This is a genomic window from Pseudomonas sp. TE24901 (genome assembly GCF_054058375.1).
Map to the genome: position 1 here is coordinate 49,050 of NZ_JBSSAF010000014.1, position 17,698 is coordinate 66,747.

Sequence of the window (17,698 nt, forward strand, 5' to 3'; positions counted from 1 at the left end):
AGTGAGGGGTTGGGGGTGTTTTTATTGTTCTTCGGGCATGGCTTCGCCGTTCGCGCAAATCGCTGATTTGCGCGGCGGGTGAAGTCAGTCCTGGTTACAGCGCTAGCGGTACGGGGCCCTGGCGGATGCGGTAGCCACCGTTTTCAAGCTTCTCCAAGGGGCTGGCGGCGGCCAGCAACTTGCGGGTGTACGGGTGTTGCGGGCGGTCGAAAATCTCGTCGCGTGCGCCCATTTCCACCACCCTGCCCTCGCTCATCACCGCCACCCGGTGCGCGATGCGCTCCACCGCCGCCAGGTCGTGGGAGATAAACAGACAGGCAAAGCCGTACTGGGCCTGCAAACGCTCGAACAGCTCCAGAATCTGCTTCTGGATGGTCATGTCCAACGCCGAGATCGGCTCATCGGCAATCACCAGTCGCGGGTGGCGCACCAGGGCGCGCCCAATCGCGACACGCTGGCGCTGGCCTCCGGAAAGCTGGTGCGGGAAACGGTCGACAAACTGCTCGGCCAGGCCGATGTCCACCAGCGTCTTCGCCACCCGCTCACGCTTCTGCTCGGCGCTCATGCCGGGCACGTGGCGCAAGGGTTCGGCGAGGATGTCGCCGATCTTCATGCGCGGGTCGAGGGACGAGTACGGGTCCTGGAAAATCATCTGGCATTGCAGGCGATGTTCGCGGTTGCCGGACTTCAGAATGTCCACGCCCTCGAACTCGATGGCGCCGGCACAGGCTTTGTTCAGGCCGACAATGGCACGGCCGAGGGTGGTCTTGCCCGAACCGCTGCCGCCCACCAGGGCCAGGGTTTCCCCCGGCGCAATGGTCAGGTTGGCCGAGTGCACCACCCGCTTGAACGCGGTGCGCCCCCAAAGGCTGCGCGGGCCAGGATGCTCGATGCACACGTCCTTGACCGTCAGCAGCGGGCCGTCGGCCTGCGGCAAGTCTGCCAGCACCCCGCGACGCGGCAGGGCCTCCAGCAGTTGCCGGGTGTAGTCGGCCTTCGGCGCCAGCAGGATCTGTTCGATGGTGCCCTGCTCCACCGCACGGCCTTCGCGCATCACCACCACCTTGTGGGCGTAGCGCGCCACCAGCGACAGGTCATGGCTGATGAACAGAATCGCCGTGCCCTGTTCGCGGGTCAGGTCGAGCATCAGCTTCAACACGTCCAGCTGCGCCAGGCAATCCAGGGCGGTAGTGGGTTCGTCTGCGATCAGCAGCGCCGGGCGCAGCAGCATCACCGAAGCGAGCATGATGCGTTGGCGCATGCCGCCGGAGAACTCATGGGGGAATGCGGCCAGGCAACGCTCGGCATCCTTGATGCCGATGTGGCCGAGCATCTCCAGGCTGCGTTCGCGAATCTGCGCCTCGGTCAGCTTGGTGTGCAGGCGCAGCCCTTCGGCCATTTGTTCGCCAATGCTCATGGACGGGTTGAGCGACACCATCGGTTCCTGGAACACCATGCCGATCTTCGCCCCGCGCAGCTCGCGCAGTTGCTCGGGCTTGAGGCTGTTGAGGTCATGGCCCTGGAACCGCACCTGGCCCCCACAATGTTCCAGCGGCGGCGGCAGCAGGCCGATGGCGGCGCGGGCGGCCATGGTCTTGCCGCTGCCGGACTCACCCACCAGGGCGACGATCTCGCCGGGGGCGATGGTGAAGCTCAAGTCATTGACCGCCAGAGGGCCGTGGGCGCCGACGCGGATTTTCAGGTGATCGACTGCCAAAAGTACGTCAGGCATGCTCATTTACTCATCCGTGGATCAAGGCGGTCACGCAAGGCATCGCCACACAGGTTGAACGCCAGCAACGCCATGGCGATGCAGACACCGGGAAACAGCCCCAGCCAACTGGCCGTGGCGATATACGGCCGGCTGGCCGCGAGCATGTTGCCCCAGGTCGCCGCCGGTGGCGGCACACCCAGGCCGAGGAAGCTCAACGCACTTTCCGCGAGGATCGCCCAGCCGAACATGCTGGTAGCCAGCACACACACCGGGGCCACGCAGTTCGGTGCGATGTGGCGCAGCATGGTGTACAGCTCGGAGTTGCCGATCACCCGGGAGGCTTCGACGAACTCTTTCTCACGCAGCGACAGCACGGTACCGCGCACCACTCGCACCACCGACGGCGTGTAGGCCAGGCTCAGGGCAAACACAATGCCGTACAGGCTCGGGCCGATGATCGCCATCAGGCCCAGGGCCAACAGGATCCCCGGGAACGCCAGCAATGCGTCGTTGATCATCATCAGGCCACGGTCGACCCAGCCGCGCAGGAAGCCGGCCAGCAAGCCGAGGAAGGTGCCGGCGATAATCGCCATGCTCACGGTCAACACACTGACCCACAGGCTGGTGTGCGCGCCGATCATCAGGCGGCTCAATACATCGCGGCCGTATTCATCAGTACCCAGCCAATGCGCGGCGGTCGGTGCCTGCAACCGCGCCAGCAGGTTCAGCGCCAGCGGGTCATGGGGCGTCCACACCAGGCCGAGCGCGGCCATGATCAACAGCAAGCCCAACAGGAACGCACCGATCAGCGCGTTCAACGGCGGCACGCGCCAGGCCCTGGGGGCACGCACCGGTGCAGGCAACAGCACCTCGGGTGCAACAGGAAGCGGCTTATTCATAACTTAACCCTGGGGTCGAAGAGCGGGTACAGCAGGTCCACCAACAGGTTGACCAGCACATAAACAAAGGTCACCAGCAACAGGCAGCCTTGCAGCACCGGGTAGTCCCGGGCGTAGATGGCGTCGACCATCAGGCGGCCGATGCCGGGCAGAGTGAACACGGTTTCCAGCACCGCGATACCGCTGAGCAGGTTGCCCAGGATCAGGCCGATCAGGGTCAGCGTCGGTGCAAACGAGTTGCGCAGCGCATGCCGCCACAACACCGCACGCTCTGACAGGCCCTTGGCACGGGCATGGGTGATGTACTCCAGGCGCAGCACTTCAATCGCACTGGCCCGGGCCATGCGGGTAATCGCGCCCAGCTCCACCAGCGTCAGGGTGACAATCGGCAGCACGATAAAACTCAAGGCCTGCCATGGCGCCTGGCCAAACGACACGTACCCCACCACCGGCAACCAGCCCAGCTTGATGCCGAACGCATAGAGCAACAGCAGGCCCAACCAGAAGCTGGGAATCGACAGCAACAGGGTAGCGGTCGACACCACGCCAAAGTCCAGCGCGCTGTCCTGTTTCCAAGCAGCGAGCAAGCCCGCCGGCACCGCAATCAGGGCGGCCAGCAACACCGAGACCAACACAATCCCGGCGCTCACCTGGAAACGGTCGAGAATCAGCGGCAGCACCGCTTCGTTGGTGGTGATCGAATGCCCGAGGTCGCCGCTGAGCACCGCCTTGAACCAGATCAGGAACTGCATCGGCAACGGCTGGTCCAGGCCCAGGGACGCACGCGCCACCTCCAGGCTGTGGGCATCGGCCATGTCGCCGAGCATCAGCAACGCCGGGTCACCCGGTACCAGGCGGATGATCGCGAAGACCATCAGCGAGATCAGCAGCAAGGTCGGAATCGACATGGCCAGGCGTTGAGAGATAAAACGGAACATCCTCAATTACTCCCGGAGTTGGGGACGCTGACGGTCCACAGGCGCGGCTTGGACACCGGCCAGGTGCGCAGGCCCTTGACGTAGTCACGACTGGCGGCAATCGCGTTGCCGTTGTACATCGGGATCATCGGGACGTCCTTGATCATCTGCTGGTGCAGTTGGTCGAACAGCGCCTGGCGCTTGGTGATGTCGCCTTCGCGCTGGGCTTCACGCAGCCAGTGACGGGCGTCGGGGTTGTCCCAGACCTTGCGCGCTTCCTTGTCCTTGTCGCCGGTCATCGAGTCGAAACTCAGGGCCGGGTCGAGGCGCTCGGAATACGGGAAGGCCATCATCTGGTAATTGCCACTCTGGTAGCGTTCCAACTGGGTGCCCCACTCCAGGGTTTCCAGCTCCAGGTTGATGCCGCTGGCCTTGGCCATGGCTTGCACAAACACGCCCATGTCGAAGATCGCGGCGTAGCGTTTGTTGACGATCAGCTTGATCGGCTCGCCCTTGTAGCCGGCTTCACGCAGCAGTTGCGCAGTCTTGGCCGGGTCGAACGCAAAGCCCTGGTCCTCGACGGCGGTGTGGTAATGGCTGCCGCTGGCGACCATCGAGTTGTTGGCCTTGGAACGCCCGCCGGTGAGGGCTTCGACGATTTGCGCCGAGTCCAGCGCATGGGCGATGGCCTGGCGCAGGCGCACATCTTTGAGCAGCGGGTCGCGGGTCTGGAACAGCAAGGCGTTGACCGACATGGTGCCGCTGGAGGTCACCCGCACATTCGGGTTGGCCGCCAGTTCGGTGGCGTCCAGCGGGGTGACGTCGATCAGCAGGTCAACGTTCTTCGACAGCAGCGCCGCCTTGGCTGCCGCCGGGTCCGGGATCACCAGCAGGCGCACGCGATCAAGGGTGGTGCTCTTGTTACCGGTGTAGCCGTCGGGGGCTTTTTCATCGCGGGCGCTGTAGTCGGCGTTACGCAGCAGTTCGACATATTGACCGGGCTTCCAGTCGCCCAAGCGGAACGGGCCGGTGCCGATCGGGGCTTTCCAGCTGCCGTCGGCCGCCACAGAGTCCGGGTGCAGGATGCCACTGCCGCCACATTCAGGCAGCGCGGTGCTGGTGAGGAACAGGCCGTTGGGCTTGTCGAGGGTGAACACCACTGTCAGCGGGTCCGGGGCGCTCATGTCGACGATCTTTGCGCCGCCATGCCCATCGAATTCAGGCGCGCAACGCCATTGGGTCTTGGGGTCGAGGAAGCGCTTCCAGGTCCACAGCACCTCGGCGGAGGTCAGCGGCTTGCCATTCTGGAACTTCACCCCGTCGCGCAGGTGGAAGGTGTAGCGCAGGCCGTCGTCGGACACCTGCACGTCCTTCGCCAGCAGCGGGCCGACGGTGGCGTCTTCGCGGAAGGCCACCAGCCCTTCGGTGATGTGCATGATCACCGCATCGGAGTTGGTGTCGCGGTTCACACCCGGGTCGGTGCTGCGGATGTCAGCGTTGAGCGCCACCTTCAACACACTTTCAGCATGGGCAGTGCCCACCAGTGCCGCAGACAAGGCGCCTGCCAGGATAAAAGTCTTGTTCATGGATAACTGCACCTTAAAGATTCCTTACGCATGGAGTTCGGACGCTGGCAGGACCCAATAAGAGGCACGGCCGAACTCCTGGATAATTGTTGTTGTTCTGGTCGCCTTCACGGTTGGCGAATGTTCCTGGACCGATCTTATTCTTCGTGCGGCAAGCTTGAGAAGAACGCTCCAAGTGATCAGGCTCGGCTTTTCCGATCACCTGCCGAGCCGCGCGTGACCTGCCTGCAGCCTACCGAAAAATCAGGGGTTGGAGCCGTTTGCATGCGTTCAAAAATAATGAACCTGATCGGCCAAACCGATCTGTGCGCACCTATAGCCATCAGATAAGCTGGCGGGCATTCAATGGTTTAAATGCTGAAACCTGAGGCAGTCCTTCATGACTCTCACCCACCTTCGTGCATTCTGTGCCGTGGTCGAAAAAGGCAGTTTCCGCTCTGCCGCACGCCAGCTGGATGTGGCGCAAAGCACCCTGACCCAATCGATCCAGACCCTGGAAAAGGAACTGGGCGTGGTGCTGCTGCAACGCTCCAACCAAGGCATCAACCTGACCCCGGCCGGCGAAGTGTTCCTGGTGCGTGCCCGCTCCATCACCCTGGACTGCGAACGCGCCTTGCTCGACCTGCAACCCTGGAAAGGCGAGCCTGAAGGCCATATCGACCTGGGTGTCACCTCCGAACCCCTGGCCGAGCTGCTGGTGCCGGTGCTGAGCAACTTCACCCAGCGCTTCCCGCGTATCCAGGTGCACGTGGCCAGCGGCACCACCAAGGGCCTGGTAGAAAAGGTCCGCGACGGTCGGCTGGATTTCGTGTTGTGCCCGCTGGCGCCCAATGTCACCGACATCGACCTGTCCATCGACCGCCTCTACCCGTCCAGCGCCGGCATCATTGCGCGCAAGGGCCATCCCCTGGCCCAGGCCAGGTCGGTGCGGGAACTGGTCGACTGCCAATGGATCAGCGTGCGCTCCACCGGCGTCATCGGCGGCGCGGAAAACCGCCTGGTGGAGCTGTTCCGCACCCAGGGCCTGGCCCCGCCGAAAATCGCCATCACCACCGACTCCCTGCTGGAAACCCTGCACATCGTCTCCGAAACCGACTACCTCACCATCGAGCCGCGCATGCTGCCGGGGATGAAGCTGTTTTCCAGCGCCTTGACCACCATCGCCATCGAAGAGCCGCTGGCGTCGCGCGATGTGTGCCTGATCAGTCGCCGCTCCTCGCCCCTCACCGGGGTCAGCCAGGAGCTCACCAGCATGCTGATTTCCTATTCCCGGCTGGTGCACCGCAACCGTTGACCCACCCTACCCGCGAGCCCCTACATGCCCCCGATTTCCTATGATGGTTTGCCCCGCGCCAGTGCCAGCAGCGTGGGCGTGGACCCCGACCGCCTGATCGCCTTTCTCGACGAGGTCAAGGCCGCTGGCCTCGACCTGCACGGCTTCATGCTGTATCGCCATGGCCACGTCGTCGCCGAAGGCTGGACCTGGCCGGTCGACCCCAATGAGCCTCGCGTGCTGCACTCCATGGCCAAGAGCTTCACCGGTTGCGCCATCGGCCTGGCAATCGATGAGGGGTTGCTCAGGCTCGATGACCGGCTGGTGACCTTCTTCCCCGACGACGTACCGGCCGACGCCGACCCGCGCCTGAGCGATATGACCGTCGAACACCTGCTGACCATGCGCACCGGCCATGCCAGCAACACCTCCGGTTCCGTGTGGCGCGGCATCGACACCAGCTGGATCGCCGAATTTTTCAAGATTCCCCTGGCCTATGCGCCCGGCACCGAATACGTCTACACCAGCGCCGCCAGCTACATGCTCTCGGCGCTGATCAACCGCGTCACCGGGCAAACCCTGCATGCCTACCTCAAGCCGCGCCTGTTCGAGCCGCTGGCCATTCACAACGAAACCTGGGACATCGGCCCCGACGGCGTGAACCCGGGCGGCAATGGCCTTACCGCACCGGTGTCGGCGGCACTCAAGCTGGCGGTGCTGCATGGGCAAAATGGCGTATGGGAAGGCCGACAAATCCTGCCGGCAGCCTGGGTCGAAGCCGCGACCCGGCCCCAGGGCGGGCCGGACAGCCGCTACGGCTACCACTGGATGATGAAACCGGGCGGCGCCTTCAGTGCACTGGGTGTGTTTGTGCAGATGGCGGCGGTGTACCGCGAACATGGCGCGACGCTGGTAGTGGTCGGCGGCATGAAGAACTCGGCCGAGATCATTCCGTTTATCGAGCGGTATTTTCCGGCGGCGTTTGGCGGCGGTGGGACGCCCGAGGCGGATGCGCGACTGGAGGCGCGGTTGGCGAGCATGGCTGAGCGGCCGTTATTGGTTTCAGCCTGTGCGGCACCCGCAGACTCGACGCGCGTGTTTGCGATGGCCGAGAACGGGTTGGGCGTGAAGCAGTTGTCGTTCGACTTCCGGGCGGGTGTGCTGACGTTCGAATTGACCGACAACCAAGCGACTCACCGCCTGAGCGTGGGCATCGACGACTGGCTGCCAGGCAACACCAGCATGCCCGGCCGCGCCTTGCACCATGGCTATGAATTCCACAATGCGCAGATCGTCGCCGGCGCTCGCTGGCTGGATGCCCAGACCCTGGAAATGACCTGGATCTACCCGCAGACGGCCTTCAGGGACCGGGTGGTGTGCGTGTTCGAAGGTGACGGCGTGAGCTTCGCGCGCACCGTCAACGTCAACAGCGCAGAGCGCGAGCAGGCAGTGCTGGTGAGTACAACACAATCCTAAATGTGGGAGCGGCGGTTCGACGCTCCCACATTTTGATTTTTGCCCGGCCTTAGAAAAACGCGTGGGTATAGGTCAGATAAAGCCGGTTTTCATCCAGGTCCCGTTGCGTGGCCACGGTGCTGCGCAGCATCGCATTGCGCCACTGCACGGCGAACCCGGTGAGCGGCTTGCTCTGGAAGGCATAGGTCAGCATCACATCACGTTCCCACTCGTGCTGCGCGCCCTGGTCGGACTTGATATCCCCGCCGCGCTGGTAGACCACTTGGGAGGTCAGCCCCGGCAACCCTACCGTGGCAAAGTTGAAGGCATGTTGCGCCACCCAGGTGTTCTCCCCGGCGCGCTGGAAACGTGCGCCGGTCTGGCGGTCGGTGATCAGGTAGGTCGCCGAGCCGTCGCCCTGGTTGAGAAACGGAAAGTCGCTGGAACCGTTGAGGTGCTGGTAGCCCAGGCTCACCGCATGGCCGCCCAGGCTGTAGGTGAACAGCCCCGCCAGCACGCGGTTATCGACTTCACCGTTGTTGTGGTAACCGGTGCTGCGGTAGCCCTCGGCACGCCCAGCAACGTTGCCGTTGCGGCCGTCCGATGAACTGTCGAAAAAGCGCAGGTCAGTTTTGAAGCTGCCCACCGGCAGGGCCAGGGTGTGGACCAGGCCGACGAAGTGCTGCTGGTAGAAGTCTTCGAGGTCGCCGTAGTAGTACTGCAACAGCAAGTTCGGGCGCAGCGTGTAATCCACGCCGGCGTAGTAGAACTGATTGCTGCGCTTGCCGGCCGGGCCGCCAGCCCCGCTGATGGCGAGGTCTTCGTTGTTGGACGAGTTACGGCTTTTCACACCGCTCAAGCGCCCGCCGATCAGGGTGAGGTTGTCGAAGTCCTTGGACGTGGCCTGCCAACCCTGGAAGGTTTCCGGCAACAACCGGCCATCGTTGTAGACCACCACCGGCAACCTTGGCATCAGGGTGCCCACTTTCAGTTCAGTCTTGGCCACGCGCACCTTGCCGGTCAGCCCCAGGCTGCTGAAGTCACTGACCGCGCGCCCGTCGCTGTCGGTGGGGAAGACGAACCCGCCCTGGGTCACGCTGTTGGGGTTGCCGTGGGTGCCGCGCCCGGAATCCAGGCGAATGCCGAGCATGCCCAGTGCGTCCACGCCAACACCTACCGGGCCCTGGGTGTAGCCGGAAGTGAAGTTGAGGATAAAGCCCTGGCCCCACTCTTCCAGCTTGGACGGCTGGGCCGGGCCACTGCGGTTGTCCTGGTTGAAGTAGACGTTGCGCGCCTCAAGCTTGGCGTGGGCATCATCGATGAAGCCTTCGGCCTGGGCGACCGAGCTGACGGCGAGCAAAACGCAGGCGCACGCAGGCGCCGCTTGGAATACGGAAGTTTTCATTGGGTGTACCCGTTGGCTTTTATTGTTGTGTGGGGTGCAGCTAAAACCTGTAGGAGCCGGCTTGCCGGCGATGGCGGTTTTGAGGCCTGCGATGAAGGCAAAGTCCTCATCGCCGGCAAGCCGGCTCCTACAAAAACAGGGGTGTCAGGTTGGGAGTACGGTGACCTCAGGCCCGCGCTTTTTTTCGGTCATGCGCTGCAAAGAGAAGATCGCAATCGAACCGAACAACGCGGGAATCGCCAGTACCACAAAGAACACTGAGGGCTGGCCCAGCTGCGCGATCAGCCATGCGCCGAGCACCGAACCGATGATCGAACCCACCCGCCCGTTGGCCATGGCCCAGCTCACGCCGGTCGCCCGTGCTGCCGTCGGGTAGATGCTCGCCGACAGCAGGTTCAAGCCGTTCTGCGCCCCGGCAACGCCAAAGCCGACCATGAACACGGTGAGCCCCAGCCAGAACGCGTCCGCCAGCACAAAACCAATCAGCGCGATCACCAGCGCCGAACCGAGGTAGGCCAGGCCCAATACCCGATACGGGCTGACACGGTCCATCAGCAACGCCATGAGAATGGCGCCTACGGTGCCGCCCAGCGGCACCATCGCACCGATCCGCGCAGCGGCGGCGATGTCGTAGCCGGCGTCCTTGAGGATGCTCGGCAGCCAGCTGGTCAGGAGATAGAACACAAACAAGGAGCAGAAGAACGTGCCCCACAACAGCACGGTGCGCAGGGCACGGTTTTCGATGAACAGTTGCGAGATCGGCGAACGCACGGCCACCGGGCTTTGCGGCTCGATGAAGGTGACGTCGTGCAGGTCGTTGCGGCCGGTGATCCTGCCCATCACCTTGCGCAGCGCATCGGCATGCTGCGGATGAGCAGCCATGAAGCGCACCGATTCGGGCAGCAACCACGCCAGCAATGGCAGCAACAGCAACGGCACGATGCCACCGATCATCAGCACGCCACGCCAGCCGAACACCGGGATGATCTGGCTGGCCACCGCACCGCCGAGCGCCAGGCCGGTGGTGAACCCGCTGTAGCTCAAGGTGACCATGATCATCCGGCGCCGGGCCGGCGAATACTCGGCGCTCAAGGTGATGCACGTCGGCATCGCCCCGCCCAGGCCGATGCCGGTGAGAAAGCGCAAGGCGGTGAGCATGTCGATGGAGGTGGAATATGCCGAAGCCAGGGTGCCGAGGCTGAAGATCAGCACCGAGACCAGCAACACCTTCTTGCGCCCGTAGGCATCGGCCACCGGGCCGAAGATAAACGCGCCGACCATCAGGCCGAACAGCCCGGCGCCGAAGGCCGGGGACAGTTGCGCCGGTTGCAGGCCCCATTCCTGGCGCAGGGCCGGGGCGATATAGCCGATGACGGCGGTGTCGAAGCCGTCCACCAGTACCACCAGGAAGCACAAGACCAGCACCATGATCTGGTAGCCGGAAATCCTGTTGTTATCAATTGTTGCGCCTAGGTTGGCAGTCTTGCTGTTCATCAATGTTCCCCTGTTTTTGGAGTTGTCTTGGGGTGAAGCCAATGTACTGCAACGCAGATTTTCCAGTTTGAAATCCGATCACCTGTGGGTTCTCCACCAGCAAGTGAAATCACCGGTTAAGCAGGTCGAGTGCGACGTCGACGATCATGTCCTCCTGCCCGCCCACCATGCGGCGTTTGCCCAGTTCCACGAGGATGTCCACGGTCTTGAGGTCGTAGCGCCTGGCCGCGACTTCGGCATGCCGCAAAAAGCTCGAATACACCCCGGCGTAACCCAGGGCCAGGGTCTCGCGGTCCACCCGCACCGGGCGGTCCTGCAGTGGGCGCACAATGTCGTCGGCGGCGTCCATCAGTGCGTACAGGTCAGTGCCGTGGTTCCAGCCCATGCGGTCGGCGGCGGCGATGAACACCTCCAGCGGCGCATTGCCCGCACCGGCGCCCATGCCGGCGAGACTGGCGTCGATGCGGTCGCAGCCCTCCTCCACGGCGACGATGGAGTTGGCCACCCCCAGCGACAGGTTGTGGTGGGCATGCATGCCGGTTTCGGTCTCAGGCTTGAGCACGGCCTTCACCGCGCGGAAACGCTCACGGATGTCGTGCATGCCCATGGCGCCGCCGGAGTCCACCACGTAGATGCAGGTGGCGCCGTAGCTTTCCATTTTCTTGGCTTCGACGGCCAGGTTCTGCGGGCTGGTGAGGTGGCTCATCATCAGGAAACCCACGGTGTCCATGCCCAGGGTGCGCGCGAACTCGATGTGCTGGCGGGCGCAGTCGGCCTCGGTGCAATGGGTGGCTACCCGCACCACCCGCGCCCCGGCGTTGTACGCGGCCTTGAGGTCGTGCACCGTGCCAATGCCCGGCAGCAACAGGGTGGCGACCTTGGCGTGGCGGATCACATCGCTGACCGCCTCGATCCACTCAAGGTCGGTATGGGCACCAAAGCCGTAGTTGAAGCTGGAGCCTTGCAGGCCGTCGCCGTGGGCCACTTCGATGGAGTCGACACGGGCCTTGTCCAGGGCGCGGGCGATGGTTTGCACGTTGTCGAGGGAATACTGGTGACGCACGGCATGGCTGCCGTCGCGCAGGGTCACGTCGCTGATATACAGCTTCTTGCCAGGGTTGAAGGTCATGGTCGGGGCCTCACAAAGCCTGCGCCATGCGCTCGGCGGTGGCCAGCGCAGCGGAGGTCATGATGTCGAGATTGCCGGCGTAAGCCGGCAGGTAATGGGCGGCGCCTTCGACTTCGAGGAACACCGTGGTCTTCAAGCCGCTGAAGCGGCCCAGCCCGGGAATGTTCAACGGTGCGTCGGGCGTGATCACGTCGAACTGCACCTGCTGTTTCAGGCGATACCCCGGCACGTAGGCCGTGACCGCATTGGCCATGTCTTCGATGGACGCTTGCACTTCAGCCTGATCCGCCGCCTCCGACAACACGTACACCGTGTCACGCATCATCAGCGGCGGTTCGGCCGGATTGAGCACGATGATCGCCTTGCCCTTGCCCGCGCCGCCTACCGCCTCGATGGCCTGGGCGGTGGTTTCGGTGAACTCGTCAATGTTCGCCCGGGTGCCGGGGCCGGCGGACTTGCTGCTGATGGAGGCAATGATTTCCGCGTAATGCACCTTGGCCACCCGGGACACCGCCGCCACCATCGGAATGGTCGCCTGGCCGCCGCACGTGACCATGTTCACGTTCAGCGCCGCCAGGTTGGCGTCCAGGTTCACCACCGGTACGCAATACGGGCCAATGGCTGCCGGCGTCAGGTCGATCACGCGGATGCCCGGCTTGTGCTGGCGCAGCAGTGCATCGTTGGCCACATGGGCGGTGGCCGAGGTGGCGTCAAAGACAAAGTCGATCCCGGCAAACTCCGGCATGCGCACCAGGCCTTCAACCCCCTCGTGGGTGGTGGCAACGCCCAGGCGCCGCGCCCGTTCAAGGCCGTCGGAGGCGGCATCGATGCCCACCATCACCGCCATCTGCAACTGCTGGCCATGGCGCAGGATCTTGATCATCAGGTCGGTGCCAATGTTGCCCGAGCCGATGATTGCGACGTTCTTCTTGTGTGTGCTCATGTCAGCGCCCCAGGGCCTTGGCGGTTTTGCCGGCGATCCCGAACTGGGTCTTCGGCACTTCGGTGATGATCACCCGCACGGACTCCGGCGGGGCCTGGATCGAGTCGACCGCAGCCTGGGTCAACGCCTCGATCAGCCGCGCCTTTTGCTCGTCGTCGCGGCCTTCAATCAGATAAACCTGCATGATCGGCATGGTGCTTTCCTCACTCGGACTTGGCGGCAAAGCGCATGGACACGCTGCCCAGGTGCTGGTAGCGCACGGTGATCTGGTCGCCCGCCGCCACCGCGATGGCTTCGGTCACGCCACCGGTCATGATGAAGGTGCCGGCGGGCAGTTCCTTGCCCTGGGTGGCCAGCATGTTGGCGAGCATCGCCACGCTTTGCGCCGGGTGGCCAAGCACGGCGGCACCGGCGGCGGTGGCGACCACTTCACCGTTCTTTTCCATCACCACGCCCAGGCACTTGAGGTCGATGCCCAGCGGGCTGCGAGCCTGCCCGCCGGTGACAAAACGGGCGGACGAGGTGTTGTCGGCGATCACGCTTTTAAGGTCGAAGCGGAAGTGTTCATAACGCGAGTCGATCACTTCCACCGCCGGCAAAATGAAGTCGGTGGCCGCCAGCACATCCCCCACGTGCACGCCCGGGCCTTTGAGCGGGTGCTTGAGCACAAAGGCGATTTCGGCCTCGACCTTGGGGTGGATCAGCCTATCAACGTCGATCACCGAACCATCGGCGCAGGCGCCGTAGTCGGTGATAAAACCGTGGATCGGTTCGGTGACGCCCATCTGCTTCATCTTGGCAAAGGACGTCAGGCCCATCTTCAGGCCGACAATGCGCACGCCTCGTGCTTCCTTGTTGGCGCGGATGGTGTTCTGGATCGCGTAGGCGTCCTCCCAGTCCATGTCCGGGTGGGCGTCGGTGATCTTGGTCACGGCTTCACGGTTGAGCTCGGCGTTTTCCAGGTGAATGGCCAGTTCGGCGATGGTTGCGGCTGACAGGTTCATGGGGTGGTCCTTCAAACAAAACGGATGGAAGCCGAGCCGATACCGCCCAGGCTCATGCGCAACTGGTCACCCGGCTGGACCGGGACCATGGCGGCCAGGGAGCCGGACAGGATCACCTCGCCTTTCTTCAACGGGATGCCCAGACGCCCCAGGGTATTGGCCAGCCATACCACGGCATTCGCCGGGTGGCCGAGGGCCGCCGCACCGGCGCCGGTGGCGACGATCTCGCCGTTCTTTTCCAGGGTCATGCCCACGCACGCCAGGTCGATGTCACGCGGGTCGGCCACGCCGTCGCCGAGCACGAACGCCGCGGCCGAGGCATTGTCGGCGACGGTGTCCTGGATCTTGATTTTCCAGTCCTTGATTCGCGAATCGACGATCTCGAAGCACGGCATCACATACGCGGTGGCGCGCAGTACATCAGCCACGGTCACGCCCGGGCCGACCAGGTCCTGCTTGAGCACAAAGGCGATCTCGCCTTCGGCCTTGGGCGCGATAAAGTCGGCGCACGCCAGCGCGGCACCGTCGTTGACCAGCATGCCGCTGAGCAGGTGGCCGAAGTCGGGCTGGTCCACGCCGAGCATGTCCATCACCACCTGGCTGGTGACGCCGATCTTCTTGCCGATCACGGTTTGCCCGGCATCGAGGCGCGGTTGCAGCATGGCCAGCTGGATCTGGTAGGCGTCGGCCACCGTCAGCTCGGGGTATTGCTCGGTCAGCGGCGCCAGCGGTTTACGCTCGGTGAGTGCCTGGTGCAGTTGCGCGCCGAGGGGGTTGAGATGTGTCATGGCGGACCTCACAGGCGGATGCACACGTTGCGCAGTTCGGTGTAGAACTCCAGGGAATGCACCCCGCCCTCGCGGCCAATGCCCGATTGCTTGGCGCCACCAAACGCGGTGCGCAGGTCGCGCAGGAACCACGAATTGATCCAGCAGATGCCCACATCCAGCGCGGCGCCCATGCGGTGGGCAACCTGCAGGTCGGTGGTCCACACGCTGGCGGCCAGGCCGTAGGGCGTGTCGTTGACCAGGCGCACCACCTCGTCTTCATCATCGAACGGTGCGATGTGGCAGCACGGGCCGAAGATTTCTTCACGCACAACAGCAGAGTCTTCCGACAAGCCGGTCCAGATCGTCGGCTGCACCCAGGCGCCTTCGGCCAGTTCGGCAGGCATGTCCGGGATGCCGCCGCCCGTCACGACGGTGGCGCCGTCTTTGGCTGCCTGGGCGTAATAGCTCAACACCTTCTGACGGTGGCCCACGGAAACCAGCGGGCCCATGGTGACGCCAGAAGCATTTGGCGGGCCGACCTTGATGGCTTCGGCACGCGCCTTGAGGGCGGCGACAAACGCCTCGAACAGCGGCCGTTGCACGTACACGCGCTCAGTGCCCAGGCACACCTGCCCGCTGTTTTCGAACACCGCGCGGGCGATGCCGGCCACGGCCTTGTCCAGGTCGGCGTCGGCGAAAATCACCCCGGCGTTCTTGCCACCCAGTTCCAGCGAGACTGGGCGTACGCCCTTGGCCGCGGCTTTCATGATCGCTTCGCCGGTACCGGTCTCGCCGGTAAAGGTGATGCCGTCTACGTCTTGATGTTCGGTGAGGAAGGCCCCCGCCGAGTGCTCGCCAAAGCCGTGCACCACGTTGTAGACACCTGCGGGCACGCCGGCGTCGCGCATCACTTCACCGAGCAAGGTGGCAGTGGCCGGGGTTTCTTCCGACGGTTTGACCACCACGGTGTTGCCGCAGGCCAGGGCTGGGCCGACTTTCCAGGTCATCAGCAGCAGCGGCAGGTTCCACGGGCAGATTACCCCGATCACCCCGCGCGGGTTGCGCACCGCGTAGTTGACCGCCTTGCCGCCGTCGGGGGTGTCCATGGTGAAACTTTCGGTGGGCACGTTGCGGATCAGGTCGGCAAACACCTTGAAGTTGGCGGCGCCACGGGGGATGTCCAGGTGGCTGGCCAACGCATGGGGCTTGCCGGTGTCGGCCACTTCAGCGGCGACGAACTCTTCGGCGCGCTGTTCGATGCCGTCGGCCACCTTGTGCAGCAACGCGGTGCGTTGGGCGATGGTCATCTTGCCCCACGGACCGCTCAGTGCGGCGCGGGCGGCTTTGACCGCCGCGTCGACCTGCTCGCGGCCGGCCTCGTGAACCTGGCCGATCACGCTATTGTCGGCCGGGTTGCGGTTGTCGAAGGTGCGCACGCCCTCGACCCATTGGTTATCGATGAAGTTATGAAAATGCTTGGTCATGGTTGGCGCTCGTCTCTTGTTATCAGGTTCAGCTCGGCATCGCCGGCGGTGAGGTAGTCCCACATGCGTTCAAAGATTCGCCCGCTGGCGGTGGCGCGGCGGTCCGCTTCTTCACGGCTCAGCAGCGGTGCGTGGTCGGCCACGCCGGCCGCCAGCAGTTGCAGTTCGATACGGGCGGCGTCTTCGAGGTAGAACACCAGGGTCAGTGCTTCCACCAGGGAGCCGCCGACCACCATGGCGCCGTTGCCACGCATCACCAGGGCCTGGGAGCGGCCCAACTGTTCGGCCAGGGCGGCGGCCTGCGAGTCGTCGCGCAGCAGTTGCGGGTCATCCCACAGCGGCACGCCGTCCTTGAAATAGGCGCCCATGCCGTGGCGCAAACGCGGGGTCAGCCCGGCGCAGGACAAGCTCATCACCTGCATCGGCATGCAGCGGATCACCGCGTTGACGTCTGGCCGACGCTGGTAAATCTGTTGATGAATGCGCACTTCGCCCAGCACACCCTCCGGCAGCGGACCATGCACCGGCACCACGGTGCCGGGCTCGCCGGGCGGGATCAGGCCCATGGGCTTGGCGGCGCACACCAGGAAGTGCTCGGCATCCAGACGCAGGCTGCAATGGCCGTAGGCGTGCACAAAACCGGCGTTGGCCAGGGCACGCGCGGCCACCCGCACTTCGGCTTCTTGGCTGACGCGGCTCATGATTTGAACTCCGGAATGTCCGGCTTCGAACCCCAGGCACAGAACGAGCTGGTGACCAGCGGGAATTGCCGGGGCTGGTGGGTGGCCTCGTCTTCCGGGGCGATATGACTCACCCCAGTGGAGTATTCGTAGGTCATGCCGTCTGGCCCTTCGAAGTACAGGAACATCGCCCCTGACGTCGGGTGACGACCCGGCCCGAATAGAATCCTGATCCCGCGTTCCTTGAGGAAGTACCAGGCGCGCATCACGTCATCGATGCTTTCCACCTGGTGGTTGATGTGCTGCACGCCGGCATGGCTGGAGGGGAACAGCGCGATCTTGTGATGCACCTCATCGATGCGCAGCAGCGGCGCTTCACCGATGCGGTCACTGACCCGTGCGTTGGCCAGGGTGGTCCAGAACGCTTCGTCGCGCTTGGCGTCGGTGGTGCGCAGGCCGATATGGCTGAAACCGGTGATACCGGCATCGCGGGTGGCGAAGTAACGGCTGCCACTGGCATGGGGGCGCAGCACCAGTTCGATGTGATTGCCGCTGGGGTCGCGAAACTGAATCAGCTCGTTGACGTGGCGCACCTCGGCGTCCTGGCGACTGCCATGGCGCACGGCAAAGCCGTTGTCTTCGAGCAATTGGGCGGCGTGGTCGAGTTCGTTCCAGCTGGTGACTTCGAAGGCGGTGGTGGTTTCCCGTGGGTCGCCTTCGTAGTAGCACAGGGTGTGGTCGCGGCTGTCGGAGCGAAAATAGATCGCACCGTTGGCCTCGCGCGCCACCTGCAGGCCGAGCATCTGCGTGGCGTACAGCTTGGCCTGGGCAAGGTCCGCCGTGCCCAGACGCACATAGCGGATGTCATGCAGATTGATCATGAGGGTGCCTCTTGGTTTTATTCTTGTCTGGACACCATCCTCGCCGTGGGGCACAAATAGCAGA

At 64.1% G+C, this 17,698-nt stretch carries 16 protein-coding genes; 2 read left to right on the forward strand and 14 right to left on the reverse strand.

Annotated features, from left to right (window positions below; translation table 11 throughout):
• Positions 1-94 precede the first annotated feature (94 nt).
• From ACVWVP_RS24675 to ACVWVP_RS24690, 4 genes are read right to left on the reverse strand one after another with little or no spacing between them, the layout of a single operon-like run.
• On the reverse strand, positions 95-1,738 hold the full coding sequence (locus ACVWVP_RS24675) for an ABC transporter ATP-binding protein (RefSeq protein ID WP_457408534.1): 1,644 nt from the start codon (positions 1,736-1,738) through the stop codon (positions 95-97).
• On the reverse strand, positions 1,735-2,613 hold the full coding sequence (locus ACVWVP_RS24680; RefSeq protein ID WP_178923743.1) for an ABC transporter permease: 879 nt from the start codon (positions 2,611-2,613) through the stop codon (positions 1,735-1,737). The genes ACVWVP_RS24675 and ACVWVP_RS24680 overlap by 4 nt, the downstream gene beginning before the upstream one ends.
• Positions 2,610-3,551, reverse strand: a complete 942-nt coding sequence (locus ACVWVP_RS24685; protein WP_178923745.1) for an ABC transporter permease — start codon at positions 3,549-3,551, stop codon at positions 2,610-2,612. The genes ACVWVP_RS24680 and ACVWVP_RS24685 overlap by 4 nt, the downstream gene beginning before the upstream one ends.
• Positions 3,552-3,553: 2 nt before the next feature.
• Positions 3,554-5,116, reverse strand: a complete 1,563-nt coding sequence (locus tag ACVWVP_RS24690; protein ID WP_259175607.1) for an ABC transporter substrate-binding protein — start codon at positions 5,114-5,116, stop codon at positions 3,554-3,556.
• Positions 5,117-5,495: 379 nt separating this feature from the next.
• On the opposite strand from ACVWVP_RS24690, the gene ACVWVP_RS24695 reads away from it, so the two are divergent.
• On the forward strand, positions 5,496-6,410 hold the full coding sequence (locus ACVWVP_RS24695) for a LysR substrate-binding domain-containing protein (protein WP_178923749.1): 915 nt from the start codon (positions 5,496-5,498) through the stop codon (positions 6,408-6,410).
• A 24-nt stretch (positions 6,411-6,434) separates the two neighbouring features.
• Positions 6,435-7,865, forward strand: a complete 1,431-nt coding sequence (locus tag ACVWVP_RS24700; RefSeq protein ID WP_457408536.1) for a serine hydrolase domain-containing protein — start codon at positions 6,435-6,437, stop codon at positions 7,863-7,865.
• A 49-nt stretch (positions 7,866-7,914) separates the two neighbouring features.
• Here the strand turns inward: ACVWVP_RS24700 and ACVWVP_RS24705 are convergent, their stop codons facing one another.
• From ACVWVP_RS24705 to ACVWVP_RS24750, 10 genes are all read right to left on the reverse strand, one after another.
• Positions 7,915-9,249 carry an OprD family porin gene (locus ACVWVP_RS24705; RefSeq protein WP_457408537.1) on the reverse strand — a complete coding sequence of 445 codons (1,335 nt, stop codon included), beginning with the start codon at positions 9,247-9,249 and terminating at the stop codon, positions 7,915-7,917.
• A gap of 144 nt (positions 9,250-9,393) precedes the next feature.
• Complete coding sequence (locus ACVWVP_RS24710) at positions 9,394-10,743, reverse strand: MFS transporter (protein WP_457408539.1); 1,350 nt, start codon at positions 10,741-10,743, stop codon at positions 9,394-9,396.
• A gap of 109 nt (positions 10,744-10,852) precedes the next feature.
• Entirely contained in the window at positions 10,853-11,872 is a 1,020-nt protein-coding gene (gene dmpG, locus ACVWVP_RS24715) for a 4-hydroxy-2-oxovalerate aldolase (RefSeq protein ID WP_178923757.1), read from the reverse strand.
• A gap of 10 nt (positions 11,873-11,882) precedes the next feature.
• Positions 11,883-12,815, reverse strand: a complete 933-nt coding sequence (locus ACVWVP_RS24720; RefSeq protein WP_178923759.1) for an acetaldehyde dehydrogenase (acetylating) — start codon at positions 12,813-12,815, stop codon at positions 11,883-11,885.
• Between the two features lies 1 nt (position 12,816).
• Entirely contained in the window at positions 12,817-13,008 is a 192-nt protein-coding gene (locus ACVWVP_RS24725; RefSeq protein WP_178923761.1) for a 2-hydroxymuconate tautomerase, read from the reverse strand.
• Between the two features lie 10 nt (positions 13,009-13,018).
• Positions 13,019-13,819: a 2-oxo-3-hexenedioate decarboxylase gene (dmpH, locus tag ACVWVP_RS24730; protein ID WP_259175602.1), complete on the reverse strand. Its 801-nt coding sequence runs from the start codon at positions 13,817-13,819 to the stop codon at positions 13,019-13,021.
• A gap of 11 nt (positions 13,820-13,830) precedes the next feature.
• Positions 13,831-14,607: a 2-oxopent-4-enoate hydratase gene (gene dmpE, locus ACVWVP_RS24735; RefSeq protein ID WP_457408542.1), complete on the reverse strand. Its 777-nt coding sequence runs from the start codon at positions 14,605-14,607 to the stop codon at positions 13,831-13,833.
• Positions 14,608-14,615: 8 nt separating this feature from the next.
• Complete coding sequence (locus ACVWVP_RS24740; RefSeq protein WP_457408543.1) at positions 14,616-16,073, reverse strand: 2-hydroxymuconic semialdehyde dehydrogenase; 1,458 nt, start codon at positions 16,071-16,073, stop codon at positions 14,616-14,618.
• Positions 16,070-16,774 (reverse strand): class II aldolase/adducin family protein, encoded by a 705-nt coding sequence (locus tag ACVWVP_RS24745; protein WP_457408544.1) that lies wholly within the window; start codon positions 16,772-16,774, stop codon positions 16,070-16,072. Before ACVWVP_RS24745 ends, ACVWVP_RS24740 begins: the two co-directional genes overlap by 4 nt.
• Entirely contained in the window at positions 16,771-17,634 is an 864-nt protein-coding gene (locus ACVWVP_RS24750; RefSeq protein WP_178923771.1) for a VOC family protein, read from the reverse strand. The genes ACVWVP_RS24745 and ACVWVP_RS24750 overlap by 4 nt, the downstream gene beginning before the upstream one ends.
• Positions 17,635-17,698 lie beyond the last annotated feature (64 nt).

Coding starts and splice junctions, on each gene's coding strand:
- ACVWVP_RS24675 (WP_457408534.1), bottom strand. CDS start 1,738: ATGAGCATGCCTGACGTACTTTTGGCAGTCGATCACCTGAAAATCCGC.
- ACVWVP_RS24680 (WP_178923743.1), bottom strand. CDS start 2,613: ATGAATAAGCCGCTTCCTGTTGCACCCGAGGTGCTGTTGCCTGCACCG.
- ACVWVP_RS24685 (WP_178923745.1), bottom strand. CDS start 3,551: ATGTTCCGTTTTATCTCTCAACGCCTGGCCATGTCGATTCCGACCTTG.
- ACVWVP_RS24690 (WP_259175607.1), bottom strand. CDS start 5,116: ATGAACAAGACTTTTATCCTGGCAGGCGCCTTGTCTGCGGCACTGGTG.
- ACVWVP_RS24695 (WP_178923749.1), top strand. CDS start 5,496: ATGACTCTCACCCACCTTCGTGCATTCTGTGCCGTGGTCGAAAAAGGC.
- ACVWVP_RS24700 (WP_457408536.1), top strand. CDS start 6,435: ATGCCCCCGATTTCCTATGATGGTTTGCCCCGCGCCAGTGCCAGCAGC.
- ACVWVP_RS24705 (WP_457408537.1), bottom strand. CDS start 9,249: ATGAAAACTTCCGTATTCCAAGCGGCGCCTGCGTGCGCCTGCGTTTTG.
- ACVWVP_RS24710 (WP_457408539.1), bottom strand. CDS start 10,743: ATGAACAGCAAGACTGCCAACCTAGGCGCAACAATTGATAACAACAGG.
- dmpG (WP_178923757.1), bottom strand. CDS start 11,872: ATGACCTTCAACCCTGGCAAGAAGCTGTATATCAGCGACGTGACCCTG.
- ACVWVP_RS24720 (WP_178923759.1), bottom strand. CDS start 12,815: ATGAGCACACACAAGAAGAACGTCGCAATCATCGGCTCGGGCAACATT.
- ACVWVP_RS24725 (WP_178923761.1), bottom strand. CDS start 13,008: ATGCCGATCATGCAGGTTTATCTGATTGAAGGCCGCGACGACGAGCAA.
- dmpH (WP_259175602.1), bottom strand. CDS start 13,819: ATGAACCTGTCAGCCGCAACCATCGCCGAACTGGCCATTCACCTGGAA.
- dmpE (WP_457408542.1), bottom strand. CDS start 14,607: ATGACACATCTCAACCCCCTCGGCGCGCAACTGCACCAGGCACTCACC.
- ACVWVP_RS24740 (WP_457408543.1), bottom strand. CDS start 16,073: ATGACCAAGCATTTTCATAACTTCATCGATAACCAATGGGTCGAGGGC.
- ACVWVP_RS24745 (WP_457408544.1), bottom strand. CDS start 16,774: ATGAGCCGCGTCAGCCAAGAAGCCGAAGTGCGGGTGGCCGCGCGTGCC.
- ACVWVP_RS24750 (WP_178923771.1), bottom strand. CDS start 17,634: ATGATCAATCTGCATGACATCCGCTATGTGCGTCTGGGCACGGCGGAC.